Source organism: Pseudomonas sp. G.S.17, assembly GCF_038096165.1.
GTDB lineage: Bacteria > Pseudomonadota > Gammaproteobacteria > Pseudomonadales > Pseudomonadaceae > Aquipseudomonas.
The window spans coordinates 1,160,988-1,179,322 of record NZ_CP151076.1 but is presented as its reverse complement, the minus strand read 5'-3'; the positions used below and the strand labels follow the sequence as shown (position 1 = coordinate 1,179,322).

Here is an 18,335-nt window from a genome sequence, read left to right as displayed (position 1 = left end):
CTTTGCTTAAGATTGAAGAACGAGCAAGTTTAACCAAGCAATCGCTCGAAAGCGAACGCAACTCTGACGGACGGCCCATATTGGAAAACCCGACGGTGATCGGCTTTCAGCAGGACGAGCAAGGCCACTGGATCGCCATGCTGTCCTGCGGCCACACGCAACACCTGCGACACCAGCCGCCATGGCAATCTCGCGCCTGGGTTCTGGATCCGGCGCAGCGCACACAAAAAATAGGCCAAAGCTTTCGCTGTGGCTGGTGTGCGCAGAGGCCGGATGACGATAATCTTACGCCCCGTTGAGACGCTGCGATTCGACAGCGCCCCCGCTTTTCCGGTCGACTGGCTGATCTTCGCCACGGCCCTTGTACTGCTCAAGCGAGAACCCTGAATGCAGACTTTCTTTATTGCCCCCACAGACTTTGGTGTGGGTTTGACATCCATCAGCCTTGGACTGGTACGCACCCTTGAGCGTGCCGGGCTGAAAGTCGGCTTTTTCAAACCGATTGCGCAACCGCATCCCGGCGATCTGGGGCCGGAACGCTCCACTGAGCTGGTGGCGCGCACTCACGGCCTGAAGCCGCCACGCCCGCTGGCCCTGGCCCATGTGGAACGCATGCTCGGCGATGGCCAGCTCGATGAATTGCTGGAAGAAATCATCGCCCTGTATCAACAGGCGGCTGTCGGCAAGGATGTGCTGATCGTCGAAGGCATGGTGCCAACCCGTCACGCCAGCTACGCGGCGCGGGTCAATCTGCACTTGGCGAAAAGCCTGGATGCCGAAGTGATCCTGGTCTCCACACCGGAAAACGAAGTGCTCAAGGAGCTGTCGGGCCGGGTCGAATTGCAGGCGCAGCTGTTTGGTGGTCCCAAGGATCCCAAGGTGCTCGGCGTGATTCTCAACAAGGTCCACACCGATGAAACCATGGAGGCGTTTGCTGCCCGCCTGAAGGAACATTCGCCGTTGCTGCGCAGCGGTGATTTCCGCCTGCTGGGCTGCATCCCGTATCAAGCCGAACTCAACGCGCCGCGCACCCGCGATGTGGCCGAGCTGCTGGGCGCGCAGGTGATCAACGCTGGCGACTATGAACAGCGGCGCATGTCGAAAATCATTATCTGCGCGCGCACCGTGCTCAACACCGTACAGCTGCTCAAGCCGGGTGTGCTGGTGGTAACTCCGGGTGATCGCGACGACATCATTCTCGCCGTCAGCCTTGCGGCCATGAACGGCGTGCCGCTGGCCGGCCTGTTGCTGACCAGCGACACCGTGCCCGACCCACGCATTCTGGAACTGTGTCGAGGCGCCTTGCAGGCGGGGCTGCCCGTGTTGTCAGTCAGCACCGGTTCATACGAAACCGCCACGCTGCTCAACCAGCTCAACAAGGAAATCCCCATCGATGACCGCGAACGCGCCGAGATCATCACCGATTTTGTCGCCAGCCACCTCGACGCCAACTGGTTGCACCAGCGTTGCGGCACACCGCGCGAGCTGCGTCTGTCGCCAGCGGTGTTTCGCTATCAGTTGATCCAGCGGGCGCAATCGGCCAATAAGCGCATTGTGCTGCCCGAAGGCAGCGAGCCGCTGACCATCCAGGCGGCGGCAATCTGCCAGGCGCGTGGCATTGCCCGTTGCGTGCTGCTTGCCAAACCCGAAGAAGTGCACGCCGTGGCCAAGGCGCAAGGCATCGAACTGCCGCCAGGGCTGGAAATTCTCGACCCGGATGTGATTCGCGAGCGCTACATCGCGCCCATGGTCGATCTGCGCAAAAGCAAAAGCCTGAACGCGCCGATGGCCGAGCAACAGCTGGAAGACACCGTGGTGATCGGCACCATGATGCTGGCGCTGGATGAAGTCGACGGACTGGTTTCCGGCGTCATTCACTCCACCGCCAACACCATTCGCCCGGCCTTGCAGCTGATCAAGACCGCGCCGGGTTGTACGCTGGTGTCCTCGGTGTTCTTCATGCTCTTTCCAGAGCAGGTCCTGATGTACGGCGACTGCATCATGAACCCGCACCCAACCGCCAGCGAACTGGCGGAAATTGCCTTGCAGAGCGCCGATTCCGCCCTGGCCTTCGGCATTACGCCTCGGGTGGCGATGATCAGCTACTCAAGCGGCAATTCGGCCAGCGGTGAAGAAGTGGAAAAGGTGCGCGAAGCGACGCAACTGGCCCATGAAGCGAAACGCGACCTGCTGATCGACGGCCCGCTGCAATACGATGCCGCTGCCAACGAAAATGTGGCCCGGCAACTGGCGCCGGACAGCTCGGTGGCCGGCCGGGCGAACGTGTTCGTCTTCCCCGACCTCAATACTGGCAACACGACCTACAAGGCCGTGCAACGCAGCGCCGATTGCGTCAGTCTTGGGCCGATGCTGCAAGGTCTGCGCAAGCCAGTGAATGATTTGCCCCGTGGCGCGCAGGTCGATGACATCGTCTACACCATCGCCCTGACCGCGATTCAGGCTGACACCCTTTCCTGACACACACATTCACCACACTGCAGATGCCGTCGGCGCAACCCGACGGCATCGAATACCTTTCTGGAGCCTGATCCGTCATGGATTTTTTGCCTGCACCTTTGCGCGGCGTCATCGCCTCGCTGCTTTTGGCGCTGAACACTATCGTTTTATGCGCGACGTTGTTCGTGGTCGCGCTCTTCAAGTTCTGCCTGCCCTTCCCGGCCGCCCAGCGCGTAACGGACTGGCTGATGAGTCACATCCACGAAGCCTGGATCGGCAACAACAGCCGCTGGATGACGTTGCTGGGGCATACCCGCTGGCACCTGAGCGGCCTAGAAGGCCTGGATTATCAACATTCTTATCTGGTGACCAGCAACCATCAGAGCTGGGTCGACATCATGGTTCTGCAACATGTGCTGAACCGCCGCATCCGCCCGCTGAAGTTCTTCCTCAAGCAGGAGCTGATCTGGGTGCCGGTGATTGGCCTGGCGTGGTGGGCGTTAGGCTTTCCGTTCATGAAGCGTTACTCCAAGGCTTATCTGGCCAAACACCCGGAAAAGAAAGGCAAGGATCTGGCAACGACGCGACGCACCTGTGCGCGGTTCCGTAACAATCCGGTCGGCATTTTCAACTTCGCCGAAGGCACGCGCTTTACCGAAGGCAAGCACGCCGCCCAGAGTTCACCGTTTCGCCACCTGCTCAAACCCAAGGCCGGCGGCATCGCCTTCGTGCTTGATGCCATGGGCGAACAGCTGGCATCCATCATCAACGTGACCATCCACTATCCGGGCGGGCGTCCGGGTTATTGGGATCTGTTGTGTGGCAATGTCAGGGAAGTGGTCGCGCATTTCGAAGAGATCAGAATCCCGGCGCATTTCATCGGCAAGAACTACGACCAGGATGGCGAGTACCGCCTGGAATTCCAGCAGTGGATCAACAAGCTGTGGGAAGACAAGGATGCGTTGCTGGACCGGATGTACCGCGAGTATCCGCCGACTCGCTGAGCCGCTGAAAACGCAACCCCTGTAGTCGGCCAGCACAGAGGATTCGTAGGACCGGCTTTAGCCGGGAGGGCGGCAGGTATGACGACGCAACTGCTCCGAATGTACCGGCCTCCTCCCGGCTAAAGCCGGTCCTACGGGATCTCACTACACTTTACTGCTGAGGCTGATCATATTGCTGGCCAGGAATCGGCTTGAGATTGACCTCTACCCGACGGTTCTGGGCGCGGCCGTTGACGTCGGCGTTGCTGGCAATCGGTTGATCGGGACCGGCGCCGCGTACGGTCAGGTGCCCGGAATCCACGCCTTGGGACGTCAGGTAGGTGCTGACACTTTGTGCGCGCTGCAACGAAAGGTCCATGTTGTGCTGACGGCTCCCGGTGCTGTCGGTGTAGCCGATGATCTCGATAATGTTCTGGTTGTACTGCTTCAAGGAGCCGGCCAGATTGTTCAGCGGCGAATAGAAGCTGCTGGCAATGGCGGCCGAATCCGTGGCGAAGGTGATATTGCCCGGCATGATCAACTTGATCTGATCGCCCTGACGCTGAACCTCGACGCCCGTGTTAGCCATGCTCGCGCGCAACGCAGCTTCCTGCTTGTCGGCGTAGTAACCGTAACCAGCCGCACCGACGCCCGCAACGGCAGCGCCGATCAAGGCACCTTTGCCACGGTTGTTGTGATCGATTGCCGCACCGGCGATGGCGCCGGCCAGCGCGCCGATGCCGCCATATTTCGCTGTTTTGCTGAGGCCGCCAGAACTCTCGGCCTGGCCCTGATTGTTATACGGATTCTGCGATGCACAGCCAGACAGCATGGCCACGGCAGTAGCGACAATGATCAAACGACGCGAGGTAAACATGGAAAAGCTCCTGATTCTATGAACGTCAAGGCTGGCGCCTAACGCGGGAATTAGAGCACGCAAAACGTCAAAAATTCCTTAACGCTGCCTGAATGGCCTTACGCGCGGACGAAGGGATTCTCACGCATCTCGTCACCCAGACGCGTCTGCGGACCATGACCGGTGATAACCGTCGCGTCTTCATCCAAAGTATAGAGCCGCTGCTGGATGGAGCGCACGATGGTCGCCTGATCACCGCCCCACAAGTCTGTGCGACCAATCCCGCGACGAAACAAGGTATCGCCGGCAATCAACAACTGGGCGTCGGCAAACCAGAAACTCATCGAACCCGGCGTATGCCCCGGTGTGTGCAAGGCGACCCCACAACCGCAAGCCAGCTCTTCTTCATCCTCCAGCCAACGATCCGGCGACGGCACCGGCGTATATGGCACGCGAAACATCTGGCACTGCATTTCCAGGTTGTCCCACAAAAACTGATCGTCCTTATGCAGATGCAGCGTCGCGCCGGTTTTTTCCTTCAGTTGCCCGGACGCCAGGAAGTGATCCAGATGGGCGTGGGTGTGAATGATACTGACCAGCTTCAAACCCAACGCCTCAAGGCGAGCAATGATCATTTCATGGTTGCCGCCCGGATCGACCACGATGGCCTGCTTGCTGATCGGGTCACCAATGATCGTGCAGTTGCACTGCAACGGGCCGACGGGAAAAGTTTCGCGGATGAGCGCGGGTTTTGCGGGGATCATGGGGGTTCCTGGAAAACAGTGGCCAAAAGTTGGAATGCGATTCGTTGAAGCAAGGCGATCAGTCGTGAAACGGCGCCACCGGTTCGCGGCTGCCGACGAAGAAGCTGTCCGCCACAAGACGCAACGGTTGCAGGTCCAGATCGCTGGTCTGGTTGCGGATCAGCGTTTCGAAGTGCCGATAAACCGCCGGATATTCTCCCTCTTCACTGACCTGCTGGGCAACGCCATCAATGCTCAGATTGGCGCCGCCGTTATCCAGACGCAGCGTCCCTTCCTTGCAGCGCACTTCGATGCTCCACAACTCATCATGGCCGTGATCGAAATCGAACTCGGCGCGAACATCCAGGTGGCTGGAATCCGATAGCCGCAGGGACGCAGCAATAGGCGATTGGCAATTGCTCGGCACGCGAAGCTCGGCGGATTGCACGAACAATGCCAGCGGCAGCAAATGGGTGGCGATGGACAGCGCATTGATGCCCGGATCGAAGACGCCAAGCCCACCCGGCTGCCAGATCCATGCCTGACCGGGATGCCACTTGCGCACGTCTTCCTTCCAGTCGATCTGCACCGACTCCAGGGTCCGGCTCGCCAGCCAGTCCCGCGCAACCTCGACCCCAGGGGCGAACCGGGAATGCCAGGCAAACAAGCCACTGATCCCTTGCGTCCCAGCCTGATCAATCAAGGCCATGGCTTCGCCCAGCGTCGCGCATGGCGGCTTCTCCACCAACACGTGTTTACCGGCAGCAATGGCTTCGCTCACCAGAGCAAATCGGCCCTGGGGCGGCGTGCAGAAGACAATAGCGTCCACTTCCGGACCATGGGCCAGCATTTCGCCGAGCGAGCTGAAGTTCTCCGCGCCTGGGCAGGGTTGCCCGAGACTGGCTACCGCCAATAGCCGGAACGCAGGATTGGCGAGTATCGCCGGTACGTGCTGATCCTGGGCTATCTTGCCGTAACCGACTAACCCGAGACGAATCGGCTGCATGGTAGGTTCCTTTTTGTGCTTGTTGGATGCAGCAAACTAGACGTAAATCAGTGCGCCGACAACTGGTTCACAGCACGCTGAAAAGAATGTGTAGCTACACGCCCGAGGGTAAATCCAGTCGCCGCATGTTGCGTGCGTTAACGAACAATAATGAACATTAATCGGAAACGTTGGCCGACAAACAACTGTTTGATAAGCGGCTGATTTTTACATTCGTCTATACGCAAATAAATATATTTATCGAGCGCTTCTGGCACGCAAAATAATCAGTCATTAACTTACTGAAATTATTGAATATTTTATAAATCATCGGCGAATCAAAAGTTATCGATCATGCTGGTTATTTTCAAAACTTTTTTAATATACTGGCATTACGCAATCAGTACCTTCAAGGCGGCAGTCATGCTGAAAAAAATCCTTGTTACCGATCTTGAACTGGGCATGCATATCCATGAATTCTGTCGCACACCGGGCAGCGAGGTACCGTGGGTAAATCAGATCGAAGTGCCGCTCAATGACATTGACGAGCTGCAAAGGATTCAACAATCAGCCGTCAGGGAAGTCTGGATCGACACCAACCTGGGCAGACCTGCCTCCGCCCTGCACCAACCTCAACCTGCAGCACCGCTTGATAACACCGCACCTGCCAGCCTGGAAAAGGAACTGACCCAGGCCAAACTGATTTTCGGCCGCGCCAAGGCTGCGGTAATGATGATGTTTACCGAAGCGAAGATGGGCAGAGCGATGAATGTCGCGGATGCCGATCTGCTGGTCGAAGAGATATCCAATTCAATACTGCGTCATCCCCACGCGCTGATCAGTTTGTCGCGTCTGAAAACCTCAGACGAATACACCTATATGCATTCGGTGGCGGTCTGCGCCTTGATGGTCGCCCTTGCGCGGCGCATGGGGCTGACCGATGACCAGGTACGTCACGCGGGCCTCGCGGGCCTGATGCACGACGTGGGCAAAATGATGATCGACCCGGAAATCCTCAACAAGCCCGACCGGCTCACCCCTGAAGAATTCGCGGTCATGAAGCATCATCCGGAAGCCGGCTTGAAAATCCTCGAGGAGATTCAGCAGGTCAACGCCATGGTGCTGGATGTCTGCGTCCACCATCATGAAAAAATGGACGGCAGCGGTTACCCGCATGGATTGGCCGGCGATGAAATCAGCGTGTATGCCAGGATGGGTGCAATCTGCGACGTCTATGACGCGGTAACCTCGGAACGGCCTTACAAAAAGGGCTGGGGCGCGGCGCAGTCGATTCGGGAGATGGCCACCTGGAAAGGTCATTTCGATGAAAAAGTATTTCAGGTCTTCGTCAAGACCTTGGGCATTTACCCGGTTGGGGCGCTGGTCAGGCTGGCGAGCGGTCGCTTGGGCATCGTCATTGAACAGAATGAAAAATCACTGTTGTTGCCCAAGGTCAAAGTGTTCATGTCCGCCCGCACCAAACGCCCGATCGAACAGCGCTTGGTCAACCTCGCCAACGCGCAAGACCACGACACAATCCTGAAAGTCGAGTGCCCGGAGGATTGGGGGATTACCGATGTGGAAGAATTATGGTCGGGGATGAAATCCGGGTCGTTGACGCAATAACGGAGCCAACTTTGTGGGAGCAAGCTTGCTTGCGAAGGCTGTATTTCAAACGACGATCATTTTTTGATGTACTGCCCTCTTCGCGAGCAAGCTCGCTCCCACAGATGTACCCCTCACCCCAACAAACCCAACTCCTTCGCCCGCGCCACTGCCTGAGTGCGACGTTCGACGCCGAGCTTGCTGTTGATGTGGCTGGCGTGGGTCTTGACCGTGTGCAGCGAAATGAACAGCTGATCGCTGATTTCCTGATTCGAACAACCCTGGGCGATGAGCTGAAGCACGCTGAACTCCCGGACGCTGAGGGTATCGGTCGTATGCACCGGCTCGATGGGTTCACGCACGCGGATCTCAATAGGCAGTTTGCTCATCAGCGTATCGCGCAGCTGGCAAGGCTCGGCTTGCAGCAACTGCTCACGCAACCAGCATGGATGGCGCTGGATCAATTCATGGAATGGCAGTAAAGCGCCTCCAGAAGCGGCATGCAGGCAGCGACTGAACAACAGCCGCGCGCTTCCTTCTTCCGCAGTGCCCAGCAGCAAAAGGATCTGCTGAATCAAGGCCGTCAGCGTCAGCAACTGGCCATCGACCTTCTGCGAGTAGCTTTCCAGCGCCTGCAAGCGCTGGGTACACGCCGCGACATTGCCCTGAATCCGCTCCAGGACGGCGCGTTGCAACTCGACTTGCTGCGGCAATTGCGGATGACACTCCGGCGCTGCGGCGGGCGCGGCGCCGCTGTAGGTCTGGGTCAGCCGCAGGAGCCAGGCTTCGGCCAGATCGACGCGCCCTTGGGCCAGCCACAGTTCACATTTGACCAACGTGATCATCGCCAGGTAATACACGGGCGGCACGTCCCAGATATGCATCAGCCGCTCGGCTTCACCGAGTTCGGCAAATGCTTCGGCAAAGCGGCCTTCGCGCCCTTCCAGCCCGGCGATCACACAATGGCCGATCAACACGCTGATATCGCGACAGGCACGGGCTTCAGCCAGACCGGCCAACAAGTATGCACGGCCATCTTCGGCCTGCATGCGCAGGGTCAGCAGGTAGCCTTCGTACAGCGTCAATCGCGCACGGATCGCATACAAACGTTGCGACGATAGCCCCTTGAGCCGTTGCATGCCCTGATGAACTTCGTCGAGTGAACGGTTGATTTCACCGCGTGCCTGCAGCACTCGCGCACGATCGTAATGCGCGAGCGCTTCGAACAGAGGATTGGCAACGCGCTGGGCCAACTCCAGCGCATCCCGGTTCAGCGCACGGGCTCGCCACAGATCGCCATCGACAATGGCCAGGCCGGACAACGTCGACAGGCACAATAACCGCTGGCCGTAGCGTTTTTGCGGCAGGCTGAGCAACGCCTCGGAGCAATACAGCTGGGCGCGGGCGCTGTCGCCTCGGCCCCTGGCAATGATGCCGCTGAGCGCCAGCCATTGAGCGAGCATGGAGTTTTGCGCCGTGGACGACGGCGCGGGCAGAAAGCGACTCAGGTTGCTGGCCAACTCTTCGGCGGCATCCAGCTGACACGCCAGACCCAACGCCCAGGCGTACAAAACAATCAGCCGCGGCGTGCTGATCAGCAAGCTATCGGGCAGGTCCATTTTCCAGCGCAACAGCATGCCGACGTTCTGTTCGGCCAGCAGTTGTTCTTCGGACAGGTTCTGCACCAGATTGGCGGCGACATCCAGATGGCCCGCGCGCAAGGCCTGCTCCACCGCTTCGTCCAACAATCCCTGATCGCTGAACCAGCGGCATGCATTCAGGTGCAGCCGGGTTTGCCGCAGCTCGGCATCGGGCCGGGCCCGCAGCAGATCGGAAAACAAATGGTGATAGCGAAACCAGCGGCCATGCTCGTCCAGCGGCACCAGAAACACTTGATGGGATTGCAGGAAACGCAGCATTTCCGCGCTGTCGTGACTGTCGCGCGCGGCATTGCACAACTCGATGCAAAAACGTTCAAGGCAAGCGGTCTCGTACAAAAACGCTTGAACTTCAGCGGGCAGGCAATCGATGACTTCTTCGAGCAAATAGTCGCGGATCAACCCTTCGCCACCGTGCAGCGCCTGAGGCAGCGCGTTGTCACCGCCCGCTTCGGACGCAGCCAGCAGCCAGAAACGCAGCCCGGCGACCCAGCCTTCACTGCGCAGAATCAGGCTTTGCAACGCCTCGCTGTCCAACGAACTGCTGTGCTGATCTAGCAGCGCCCGCGACTCGCAATGGGTCAGGCGCAAATCCTGTTCGGTGAGTTCGAGTAATTGTCGCGAAAGGCGCAAGCGCGCCAGATGCCAGTCCGGTCGTTGCCGGCTGGTGACCATGATGATCAGGCCGGCGGGCAAATGATTGAGGAAAAATTGCAGGCAGCGATCCAGCACCGACCCTTGCGCCAGATGGTAATCATCGAGGACCAACAACAGCGGCTTGCTCAGCAATAGATGCACGGCCAGTTCATCGAGCAGGCCGTCCAGCCATTCTTCAAAGGCAAACGGTTGATGACGCTGGCGCATCTTCAACAAACCGAGCGCCTGGGCGCCCAACTGGGGGAAAAACTGCTGCAACCCGGCCAGTAAACGTTCAAGAAAACGCCCCGGATCGCTGTCGCGCTGACTCAGCCCGACCCAGACGCTCTGCCATTGAGGCGGAAGACTCTGACAGAACTCCACCGCCAGCGAACTCTTGCCGAATCCGGCCGGCGCGCTGACCAGCAGCAGACGCCCGGACAAGCCAGCCGCCAGCCGCTCGCACAAGCGAGGACGGGATATGTATCCGTCAGGTAACGGGGGTCGAAAAAATCGCCCTTCCAGCGCGGGTACCGCGCTGTCTGCGAATCCTTGCATACGGGACAGATCAGTCATGGCCGGCTCTTGTTGTTGAAGCGCTATTAGCGGCTAAGCAGATAGTCCCGAGACTAGCGGTTAAGTGTCACCTTTTGAAGGCGGTTGCGGAAAAGACTGTAACAAATTTCCTACAATCATCATTGCGAATACCCGGACATAGAAAAGCCCCGGTCAAGGGGCTTCAGGTTCATCGATTATCCTGGCGGTGCTGTAGGACCGGCTTTAGCCGGGAGGACGTCCTCCCGGCTAAAGTCGGTCCTACGGTTTTCACGCCTGATCAAGCCAGATCAACGCACCCCTTCCTGACGCAGGGCATTCGGGGTGAACTCGCTGGTGGTTGCGGTGAAGCCGAAGTCGTACGCGCTTTTCTCTTCGTTCTTCATGCCCAGAGCCAGGTAGCGACCCGATTGCAGGTCATACAGGGTTTCCAGGGCGTACCACGGCACTTGCTTGTCGTAGTAGTTCTCGGCGTGAGCTTCCGCCACGCGCCACAGTTGGCCGCGACCGTCGTAGTGGTCGATCACTGCTGCCTGCCAGGTGTCTTCGTCAATGAAGAAATCACGCTTGGCGTAAATATGGCGCTGGCCTTCCTTCAAGGTTGCCGTCACATGCCAGACACGACGCAGCTCGTAGCGCGCCAGATCCTGATTGATGTGACCGGCCTTGATGATGTCGGCGTACTTGAGCTTCGGATCGTCCAGCTTGTGGCTGTTGGAGGCGATGTACAGTTCCTGCTTGCCGATCAATTTCCAGTCGTAACGATCAGGCGCACCGTTATACATGTCGAGGTTGTCGGAAGTGCGCAGGCCATCGGCCGCAGTACCCGGACCGTCATAGGACACTTGCGGCGCGCGACGGACGCGACGTTGACCGGCGTTGTAAACCCACGCCGAACGCGGTTCCTTCACCTGATCGAGGGTTTCGTGAACCAGCAGCACGCCACCGGCCAGACGTGCCGGCGCGGTCACTTCCTGCTTGAAGTAGAACAGGATGTTGCCAGGGTTCTTCGGATCGAAGTCTTTCATCTTGTCGCGAAACACAAACTGATCGCGGAAGTACACCAGGCTGAACGAGCCGTTGGGTTGCGGAGTGGCCTGGGTGACCAGACGCGTCACGCTACCGCCGCGATAGCGGGTGATGTGGTTCCAGATCACTTCGACGCCCGTTGCGGGGATCGGGAACGGCACCGCAGTCTCGAAGTTTTCCAGACCGTTGCCGCCGCCCACCGACTTGGTGTTGGTGGCGTTTCTCTTGATCGCGGCGAATACGTCATCCGGCACTGTCGCGCCGCGATGGGACGGATAGACCGGCATCTTGAAGGTTTCCGGGTAGCGCTTGAACATCGCGTACTGCCCCGGCGCAAGCTTGTCCTTGTACTGCTCGACATTGGCGGCGGTAATCGTGAACAGCGGCTTCTCGCTGGCATACGGGTTGGCAAGGAAACCCTTGCTGTCCACCGCGCCGGCGTTCTTCGGCATCGGACTCCAGGCGGGGATCGTGTTCGCGGCGTTGCCGGCTTTTTCCGCGCCCATTGGCGTCAGCGTGGTTCCAAGCTTGGCGGCTTCCGATTCAGACACAGCGGCCATGACACCGGTTGCCAGCAATGACAGGCTCAAGACACCGATTTGCAACAGACCTTTTGTTATTTTCATTTTCATAATCGTCCTGAAAACCGTGTTCTTAGAAATTCATGCCGAAGCTGAGCGCAACAAAATCGCGGTCATCAACAGTCGTGTACTTGCCATCAAAGAAGTTGGTGTACGAGAGGTTCGCCGTGTAGGTGTTCTGGTATTCGGCATCCAGGCCGAGGCTGACAGCCTTGCGCCCTTCCTCGAAGTTACCGCCGGGACCCGGTGAGTAACCTTCGACGTCATGCGACCAGGCAACGCTCGGACGCAGGTTCACGCCAGCGAACACACTGTTGTAATCCCAGATGGCCCGGGCGCGATAACCCCATGAGTTGGCCGTGGTGAAACCGTCGTTTTCGCAGTAGCGGCTCAGGTTGTTCTGCGCAGCGCCGGTCAAGGTGCTGGCGTTGAGCGTGGTGCATTGACCACCCGGCAGCGGGCCAGGACCGTAGCTTGGGTCGCGGCCATAACGAACCTTTGAGGTATTTTCCAGACCGCCAACGTGGGTCCAGCCAACTTCACCGACTACGGTCAGACGTTCTGCGCCCATCACCTGGTCGAAGAACTGGGTGAAGGTGGTTTGCATCTGGGTGATTTCTTTACGGCGATAGCCCGGCTGATCGGTGTTCGGCCGACCGGTCAGCACCGAAACGTTCGGGTTGAGCGGCGACAGGCCCGAATACAGGATGTCAGTAGTGTTGACCTGTACCGGAGCGTTCGGACGATAGCTGACCTCGCCGCTCCACGCCGTGCCGGTCGGCAAGGTGGTGGAGAAACTCAGGCCGTACAGGTGAATGTCTTCCGGGTATTCAACGTAGTAGCTGGAGTTGCCAGCGACGACGACCGGCAGCAGCGTCGGCGCCAACGCGGTAGCGGTGGCGACCGGAATGCCATTACGCGCCAACGAACCCACCAGACCCGCCGCGCTGTAGGCACTGGCCGGGCCGCCTTTGCCGCTGAAGATCGGCGCACGGCTGTGATAGTTCATGAAATAGGCGCCGAACTCGGTGTCCAGCGGTTCGAAGTTGTAGTGCATTGCCAGGCCGAACTGGCCGCTGTCCCGGGCGTCACGGTCCGGGCCGCGACGCACGATGGCGCCTTCATCAGGATTGCCGAAGCGCACGCCTTGCTGACCAAGCGAGTTGAGCACGGCGGCGCGAGCACCGGCAGGCAAACCTGCAGCGGTCAGCGAGCTGTTCAGGCCGTTGCGACTGCGCAATACGGCGAGGTTGTTATCGCAGCCGTCGGAAATCACGTCCGGCTGGGAGAAGAATGTGCCGCAGTTGTCGGTAACGGTCTGGTCCCATTCCAGCTGGTAGAAGCCTTCAGCCGAGAGGTTTTCGGTGATGCTTTGCGACAGGTAGAACATGTTGACCGGAATCAGGCCTTCCTTGATTTCCGCGCCGGGACGCCGGAATGCCGAAACATCGACCGGGTTGATGCTGTTGATGCCGTTCTGGATGAAGGTACTTTCACCCCAGCTGACCACTTGCTTGCCCAGACGTACCGAACCTGGCTCATCGCCAATGCTGTAGTTGTGGTAGACGAACGCATCGAGGATCTGGCCTCCGGAAGATTTGGCGCCCTCTTTGCGGTTGGAATCGCTAATGTCCTTGAATTGACGCCCTTCGTCCTTGAGCTCGAAGTCATACCAGTACTTGCCACGCACGAACACACCGGTGTCGCCGTATTTCAGCTCCAGATCATGGATGCCCTTGAAGATCTTCGAAAACGTCTCCCCACGTTTGAAGTTCAAGTGACCGTCATCGGACGTTTGCGACAGGCCATGCCCGCCGTTGTTGGAGCCGATGAGGTTCTTGTTGGCCTTTTCAGTCGACCAACTGGCGCCCACAGAGAGCGACGAGTCGAACTTGCCTTCGATTTCGCCGATGTTGAAACTGACGCCGAATGCAGGACCGGCGAGCGTAGAAGCGAGGCTGACGGCCAGGGGCAATCTCGCCCGGCGCCAGAACTGGTTTGCTGATGTCATCGACGCTACTCCATGTGCTTTTATTTTTTTTGGCAGTGGGTACTGCTAAAAACGACCGGGCTTCTCGTCGAAACTCCGATTTTGACACTAATCGGGTAACCCAGAGGGTCACGACACGACGTTGCATCTTTTTGCGCTCTTACCCAGCCCCTGGTGCCGACTATATCCAGCCGGTTGCAGCGCTAGATCCCTCTAAAGTGTGATTTGCAGCATCAAACCCTCTGGCACCCGTATTTCGCGCGATCGCTGCAGCGAGCCCGGTGAGGAGAGTGAAGTGAAATCAGTGTTTGACAAGGCAGGCGCTTGTCCAGGGGCTGTCGGCGGGACCTGCCGCACTCGAGGAGCGCGGCAGGTTGGGTATCAGAGCGTCGAGAGAAAGGTACTGTTACTGTTTTGCCATTCGACGATGTCTACGCGCATGCGCTTCTTGTCGAGTTTGCCGACGCTGGTCTTGGGAATTTCAGTAACAAGCGCGATCTGATGCGGGATCGCCCACTTGTTGATGTGCCCCAGTTCCACGAATGGCTTGAGGTGTTCCTTCAAATCCCGCGCGTCGATGCTATGCCCGTCGCGAATCACCAGCAGCGCGAAAGGTCGCTCGCCCCACTGCGGATCGGCAATACCCACCACGGCCACTTCGCGCACTGCCGGATGGCGGCTGCACAGGTCTTCGAGGTCCAGCGACGAGATCCACTCGCCACCGGTCTTGATGACGTCCTTGATGCGATCACGAATATCTATGACGCCCATGCTGTCCAGCGTCGCCACGTCACCGGTATGCATCCAGCCACCGGCCCAGAGCTCGGCGCCTTTTTGCGGCTCACGGTAATAGCCTTCGCTCAGCCAGGGCGCGCGCAACACCAGTTCACCCTGGGACTCGCCATCGGCGGGCAGGAAGTTGCCGTCTTCGTCGACAATCGCCGCGTCCACCAGAATCCCCGGCACGCCGGCCTTGATCCGATAAGTGATGCGCTCGTCTTCACTGCCTGCGCGCAGTTCGTCATTCAAGTGAGCAACGGAAATCAGCGGCCCGGTTTCCGACATGCCATAAGCGCCGGTCAGCTGAATGCCTCGGGCCTTGGCGGACTCGTACAAGGTGCGATTGAGGGAGCTGCCGCCAATGATGATCTTCCAGCCAGCAAAATCCACGTCTTGCGCGGCCTTGGCGTTGAGCACCATTTGCATGATGGTCGGCACGCAATGGGAGAACGTAACCTTCTCCTTACGCCATAGCTCGACAAGGAATTCAGGGTCGTAACGTCCCGGATACACCTGCTTGATGCCAAGCATGGTTGCCGCATACGGCATGCCCCACGCATGCACGTGAAACATTGGCGTGATCGGCATGTACACATCATCGGTGCCCAGCAAGCGTTCGGCGCTGCCGACAATGGTCGCTACACCCATGGTGTGCAGGACCAGTTGCCGATGGCTGAAATACACGCCTTTCGGGTTACCCGTCGTGCCTGTGGTGTAAAACGTGGTGGCGATGGAGTTTTCGTCGAAGTCTTCGAATTCGTACTGGTTGCTCGCTTGCGCCAGCAGGGTTTCGTACTCGCCGACCAGCCCAGGCAAATCAGCAGTCTTTTCCGGCAGATCAGTGAGCAGCAGGGTTTTCTCAACCGTGGTCAGGTGCCCGGCAAGGGCCTGATACAGGCCGACGAACTCACTGTTGACCAGCACGAACTTATCTTCGGCGTGGTTCATGGTGTAGAGGATTTGCTCAGGGGACAGGCGCACGTTAACCGTGTGGATCACCGCGCCAATCATTGGAATGGCAAACATGCATTCCAGATAGCGATGGCTGTCCCAATCCATGACCGCGACGGTATCGCCAGCCTTGACGCCTGCGGCAGTCAGGACATTGGCCAGCCGACAGATCCGCTCGGAAAGCTCTGGATAGGTATAGCGAACAGTGTCGCGGTAGACGATTTCACGCGTTTTTTCATAGCGACTGCCGGACATCAATAGCCGCTTGATCAACAGGGGGTACTGATAGGCGCCATCGGCTGGTGGAATAACGCGGGTCTGCAGCATGGGAGTTCCTTTTCGAGTGCAAAGTCGAGGCTTGAAAATATGCACTCTAGAGGCCCGGCCCGCCAGCCAAATCAGCCGAAGGGATGATTTGCTGGATGAGCGTCAGGGAAGGCGAATTGCCAGCTTTCTCTCAAAACCATGGAGGCTTTCACCCTGAAGCTGACACCGCGCCATACCGCAGCAGACAAGAGATCCGTAGGACCGGCTTCAGCCGGGAGGCCGAGAGTTCTAACGACGTAGCTGCTGCGCCTGGAATGACCTCTTCCCGGCTAAAGCCAGTCCTACGCAATGCATTCCAGGTGGTGTGATGATCCGTAGGACCGGCTTCAGCCGGGAGGCCGAGAGTTCTAACGACGTAGCTGCTGCGCATGGAATGACCTCCTCCCGGCTAAAGCCAGTCCTACGCAATGCATTCCAGGTGGTGTGATGGCTTTATCAGCGAATCTCGGTAAACGCCAGCTTCAAGCCCAATGCCACCAGCACGGCGCCCATGGCCCGATCAAACCAGTGGCCCATGCGTGCGAAGCCTGCACGCACACGCTCCTGACTGAACAGTCGCGCCACCATGCAGAACCACAGGCCGGTCGCCACAGCCAGGTAAACGCCGTAACCCGCCTGCACCCACAATGGCGTGTGTGGATTGATCACCACGGTGAACAGCGACAGGAAAAAAAGCGTCGCCTTGGGGTTCAGGCCGTTGGTGACAAAGCCGCTGGTAAAGGCGCCGCGCGCGGTGCGCTCGCCCACCGCAACCTTGACCGGCGCGTCGCTGGCGTTGGCCGGTTTGGCGCGCAAGGCCTTGAAGCCGATGTACAGCAGATAGGCCGCAGCAGCCCATTTCAACGCGTTGAACAGCACGATGGACTGGGAAACGATCAGGCCGATCCCCAGCAACGAATAGCCCACATGCACAAAAATCGCGGTGCCCACACCCATGGCCGTATAGGTCCCGGCTTTGCGGCCGTGAGTCACGCTTTCACGCACCACCACGGCGAAATCCGGGCCGGGACTGGCGACGGCGAGCAGGTGAATCAAGGCAACGGTCAGAAATTCCGCCCAATACATGCGTTTCTCCAAAAATGTAAGCAAGCGTTTCGCTCTGTTAGGCTGACCACATTAAGCCTTCGAAACTTCCAATAACAGGTACAGCTGATGAGCAATCACGGTAAGGCAGTTTTTCTCGACCACACGTCCCTGGATCTGGGCGATCTGGACTTCAGCACGCTGCGCGAATGTTTCGCCGATTTGGTGCTGCATGCCAGCACCACGCCCGATCAGGTGATTGAACGTCTGCAAGGCGCAACCGTGGCGATCAGTAACAAGATCATGGTTGATGCCGCCACGTTCGCCGCCTGTCCTGACTTGAAGCTGGTTCTGGTCACTGCGACCGGCACCAATAACGTCGATCTGGAGGCCGCCCGCCAGCACGGCGTCACGGTGTGTAATTGCCAGGGTTACGGCACGCCGTCGGTGGCGCAGCACACGCTGATGTTGTTGCTCGCCCTCGCCACCCGGCTGCCGGATTACCAGAACGCGGTGCAACACGGCCAATGGCAGAAGTCGAAACAGTTTTGCCTGCTGGATTTCCCGATTTTCGAACTGGAAGGCAAAACCCTGGGTTTGCTGGGGCATGGCGAACTCGGCGGCGCGGTGGCCAAGCTGGCTGAAGCCTTTGGCATGCGCGTCCTGCTGGGACAAATCCCCGGCCGCCCGGCCCGCGCGGATCGCTTGCCGCTGGAGGAGCTGCTGCCGCAGATCGACGCTTTGACCTTGCACTGCCCGCTCAACGAGCACACCCGCGACATGATCGGCGCCCATGAATTGAGCCTGCTCAAGCCCCATGCGTATGTGATCAACACCGCGCGCGGCGGGCTTATCAATGAACAGGCGCTGGCGGATGCGCTGCGCAACGGTCATCTGGGCGGCGCGGCATCGGATGTCTTGACCTTGGAGCCGCCAGTGGCTGGCAATCCGCTGCTGGCTGGCGATATTCCGCGCCTGATCATCACCCCGCACAGCGCCTGGGGCGCGCGTGAGGCACGGCAACGGATCGTTAGCCAGGTGACGGAAAATGCGCTGGGGTTCTTTGCCGGTCAACCGGTGCGGGTGGTGTAGGTCCGGCTCGTAGGACCGGCTTCAGCCGGGAGAGCGTCATTCACGTTCGAATTCGCGGCTAAAGCCGCTCCTACGGACTCATGC

General features: G+C 58.9%; 13 protein-coding genes. 5 read left to right on the top strand and 8 right to left on the bottom strand.

Annotation, left to right across the window (positions count from 1 at the left end; translation table 11 throughout):
• The first annotated feature begins 2 nt into the window (after positions 1-2).
• From AABC73_RS05265 to AABC73_RS05255, 3 genes are all read left to right on the top strand, one after another.
• Positions 3-299, top strand: a complete 297-nt coding sequence (locus tag AABC73_RS05265; RefSeq protein WP_341522733.1) for a DUF3565 domain-containing protein — start codon at positions 3-5, stop codon at positions 297-299.
• An 88-nt stretch (positions 300-387) separates the two neighbouring features.
• Positions 388-2,478 (top strand): phosphate acetyltransferase, encoded by a 2,091-nt coding sequence (gene pta / locus AABC73_RS05260; RefSeq protein WP_341522732.1) that lies wholly within the window; start codon positions 388-390, stop codon positions 2,476-2,478.
• A 77-nt stretch (positions 2,479-2,555) separates the two neighbouring features.
• Positions 2,556-3,461 (top strand): acyltransferase, encoded by a 906-nt coding sequence (locus tag AABC73_RS05255; RefSeq protein ID WP_341522731.1) that lies wholly within the window; start codon positions 2,556-2,558, stop codon positions 3,459-3,461.
• Between the two features lie 151 nt (positions 3,462-3,612).
• On the opposite strand, the gene AABC73_RS05250 is transcribed toward AABC73_RS05255, so the two are convergent.
• The 3 genes from AABC73_RS05250 to AABC73_RS05240 form a co-directional block, all read right to left on the bottom strand.
• The gene (locus AABC73_RS05250; protein WP_341522730.1) at positions 3,613-4,317 is read right to left on the bottom strand and encodes an OmpA family protein; all 705 of its coding nucleotides are present in this window, start codon (positions 4,315-4,317) and stop codon (positions 3,613-3,615) included.
• 98 nt (positions 4,318-4,415) lie between these two features.
• Positions 4,416-5,057, bottom strand: a complete 642-nt coding sequence (locus AABC73_RS05245) for an MBL fold metallo-hydrolase (protein ID WP_341524176.1) — start codon at positions 5,055-5,057, stop codon at positions 4,416-4,418.
• A 61-nt stretch (positions 5,058-5,118) separates the two neighbouring features.
• The gene (locus AABC73_RS05240; protein ID WP_341522729.1) at positions 5,119-6,045 is read right to left on the bottom strand and encodes a Gfo/Idh/MocA family oxidoreductase; all 927 of its coding nucleotides are present in this window, start codon (positions 6,043-6,045) and stop codon (positions 5,119-5,121) included.
• 402 nt (positions 6,046-6,447) lie between these two features.
• On the opposite strand from AABC73_RS05240, the gene AABC73_RS05235 reads away from it, so the two are divergent.
• On the top strand, positions 6,448-7,650 hold the full coding sequence (locus AABC73_RS05235; protein ID WP_341522728.1) for an HD-GYP domain-containing protein: 1,203 nt from the start codon (positions 6,448-6,450) through the stop codon (positions 7,648-7,650).
• 113 nt (positions 7,651-7,763) lie between these two features.
• On the opposite strand, the gene AABC73_RS05230 is transcribed toward AABC73_RS05235, so the two are convergent.
• From AABC73_RS05230 to AABC73_RS05210, 5 genes are all read right to left on the bottom strand, one after another.
• Positions 7,764-10,499: a LuxR C-terminal-related transcriptional regulator gene (locus AABC73_RS05230; RefSeq protein WP_341522727.1), complete on the bottom strand. Its 2,736-nt coding sequence runs from the start codon at positions 10,497-10,499 to the stop codon at positions 7,764-7,766.
• A gap of 269 nt (positions 10,500-10,768) precedes the next feature.
• On the bottom strand, positions 10,769-12,133 hold the full coding sequence (locus AABC73_RS05225; protein WP_065833325.1) for a DUF1329 domain-containing protein: 1,365 nt from the start codon (positions 12,131-12,133) through the stop codon (positions 10,769-10,771).
• Between the two features lie 28 nt (positions 12,134-12,161).
• On the bottom strand, positions 12,162-14,099 hold the full coding sequence (locus tag AABC73_RS05220) for a DUF1302 domain-containing protein (RefSeq protein ID WP_341522726.1): 1,938 nt from the start codon (positions 14,097-14,099) through the stop codon (positions 12,162-12,164).
• A gap of 360 nt (positions 14,100-14,459) precedes the next feature.
• Positions 14,460-16,136: a fatty acid--CoA ligase gene (locus AABC73_RS05215; RefSeq protein ID WP_341522725.1), complete on the bottom strand. Its 1,677-nt coding sequence runs from the start codon at positions 16,134-16,136 to the stop codon at positions 14,460-14,462.
• Positions 16,137-16,571: 435 nt separating this feature from the next.
• The gene (locus tag AABC73_RS05210) at positions 16,572-17,201 is read right to left on the bottom strand and encodes a LysE family transporter (protein WP_065833251.1); all 630 of its coding nucleotides are present in this window, start codon (positions 17,199-17,201) and stop codon (positions 16,572-16,574) included.
• Between the two features lie 87 nt (positions 17,202-17,288).
• On the opposite strand from AABC73_RS05210, the gene AABC73_RS05205 reads away from it, so the two are divergent.
• On the top strand, positions 17,289-18,251 hold the full coding sequence (locus AABC73_RS05205; RefSeq protein ID WP_341522724.1) for a 2-hydroxyacid dehydrogenase: 963 nt from the start codon (positions 17,289-17,291) through the stop codon (positions 18,249-18,251).
• The last annotated feature ends 84 nt before the right edge of the window (positions 18,252-18,335 follow it).

Excerpts from the sequence above, each read along its gene's own strand:
- pta (WP_341522732.1), top strand. The coding sequence starts at position 388 with ATGCAGACTTTCTTTATTGCCCCCACAGACTTTGGTGTGGGTTTGACA.
- AABC73_RS05255 (WP_341522731.1), top strand. The coding sequence starts at position 2,556 with ATGGATTTTTTGCCTGCACCTTTGCGCGGCGTCATCGCCTCGCTGCTT.
- AABC73_RS05250 (WP_341522730.1), bottom strand. The coding sequence starts at position 4,317 with ATGTTTACCTCGCGTCGTTTGATCATTGTCGCTACTGCCGTGGCCATG.
- AABC73_RS05240 (WP_341522729.1), bottom strand. The coding sequence starts at position 6,045 with ATGCAGCCGATTCGTCTCGGGTTAGTCGGTTACGGCAAGATAGCCCAG.
- AABC73_RS05235 (WP_341522728.1), top strand. The coding sequence starts at position 6,448 with ATGCTGAAAAAAATCCTTGTTACCGATCTTGAACTGGGCATGCATATC.
- AABC73_RS05230 (WP_341522727.1), bottom strand. The coding sequence starts at position 10,499 with ATGACTGATCTGTCCCGTATGCAAGGATTCGCAGACAGCGCGGTACCC.
- AABC73_RS05225 (WP_065833325.1), bottom strand. The coding sequence starts at position 12,133 with ATGAAAATAACAAAAGGTCTGTTGCAAATCGGTGTCTTGAGCCTGTCA.
- AABC73_RS05220 (WP_341522726.1), bottom strand. The coding sequence starts at position 14,099 with ATGACATCAGCAAACCAGTTCTGGCGCCGGGCGAGATTGCCCCTGGCC.
- AABC73_RS05215 (WP_341522725.1), bottom strand. The coding sequence starts at position 16,136 with ATGCTGCAGACCCGCGTTATTCCACCAGCCGATGGCGCCTATCAGTAC.
- AABC73_RS05210 (WP_065833251.1), bottom strand. The coding sequence starts at position 17,201 with ATGTATTGGGCGGAATTTCTGACCGTTGCCTTGATTCACCTGCTCGCC.
- AABC73_RS05205 (WP_341522724.1), top strand. The coding sequence starts at position 17,289 with ATGAGCAATCACGGTAAGGCAGTTTTTCTCGACCACACGTCCCTGGAT.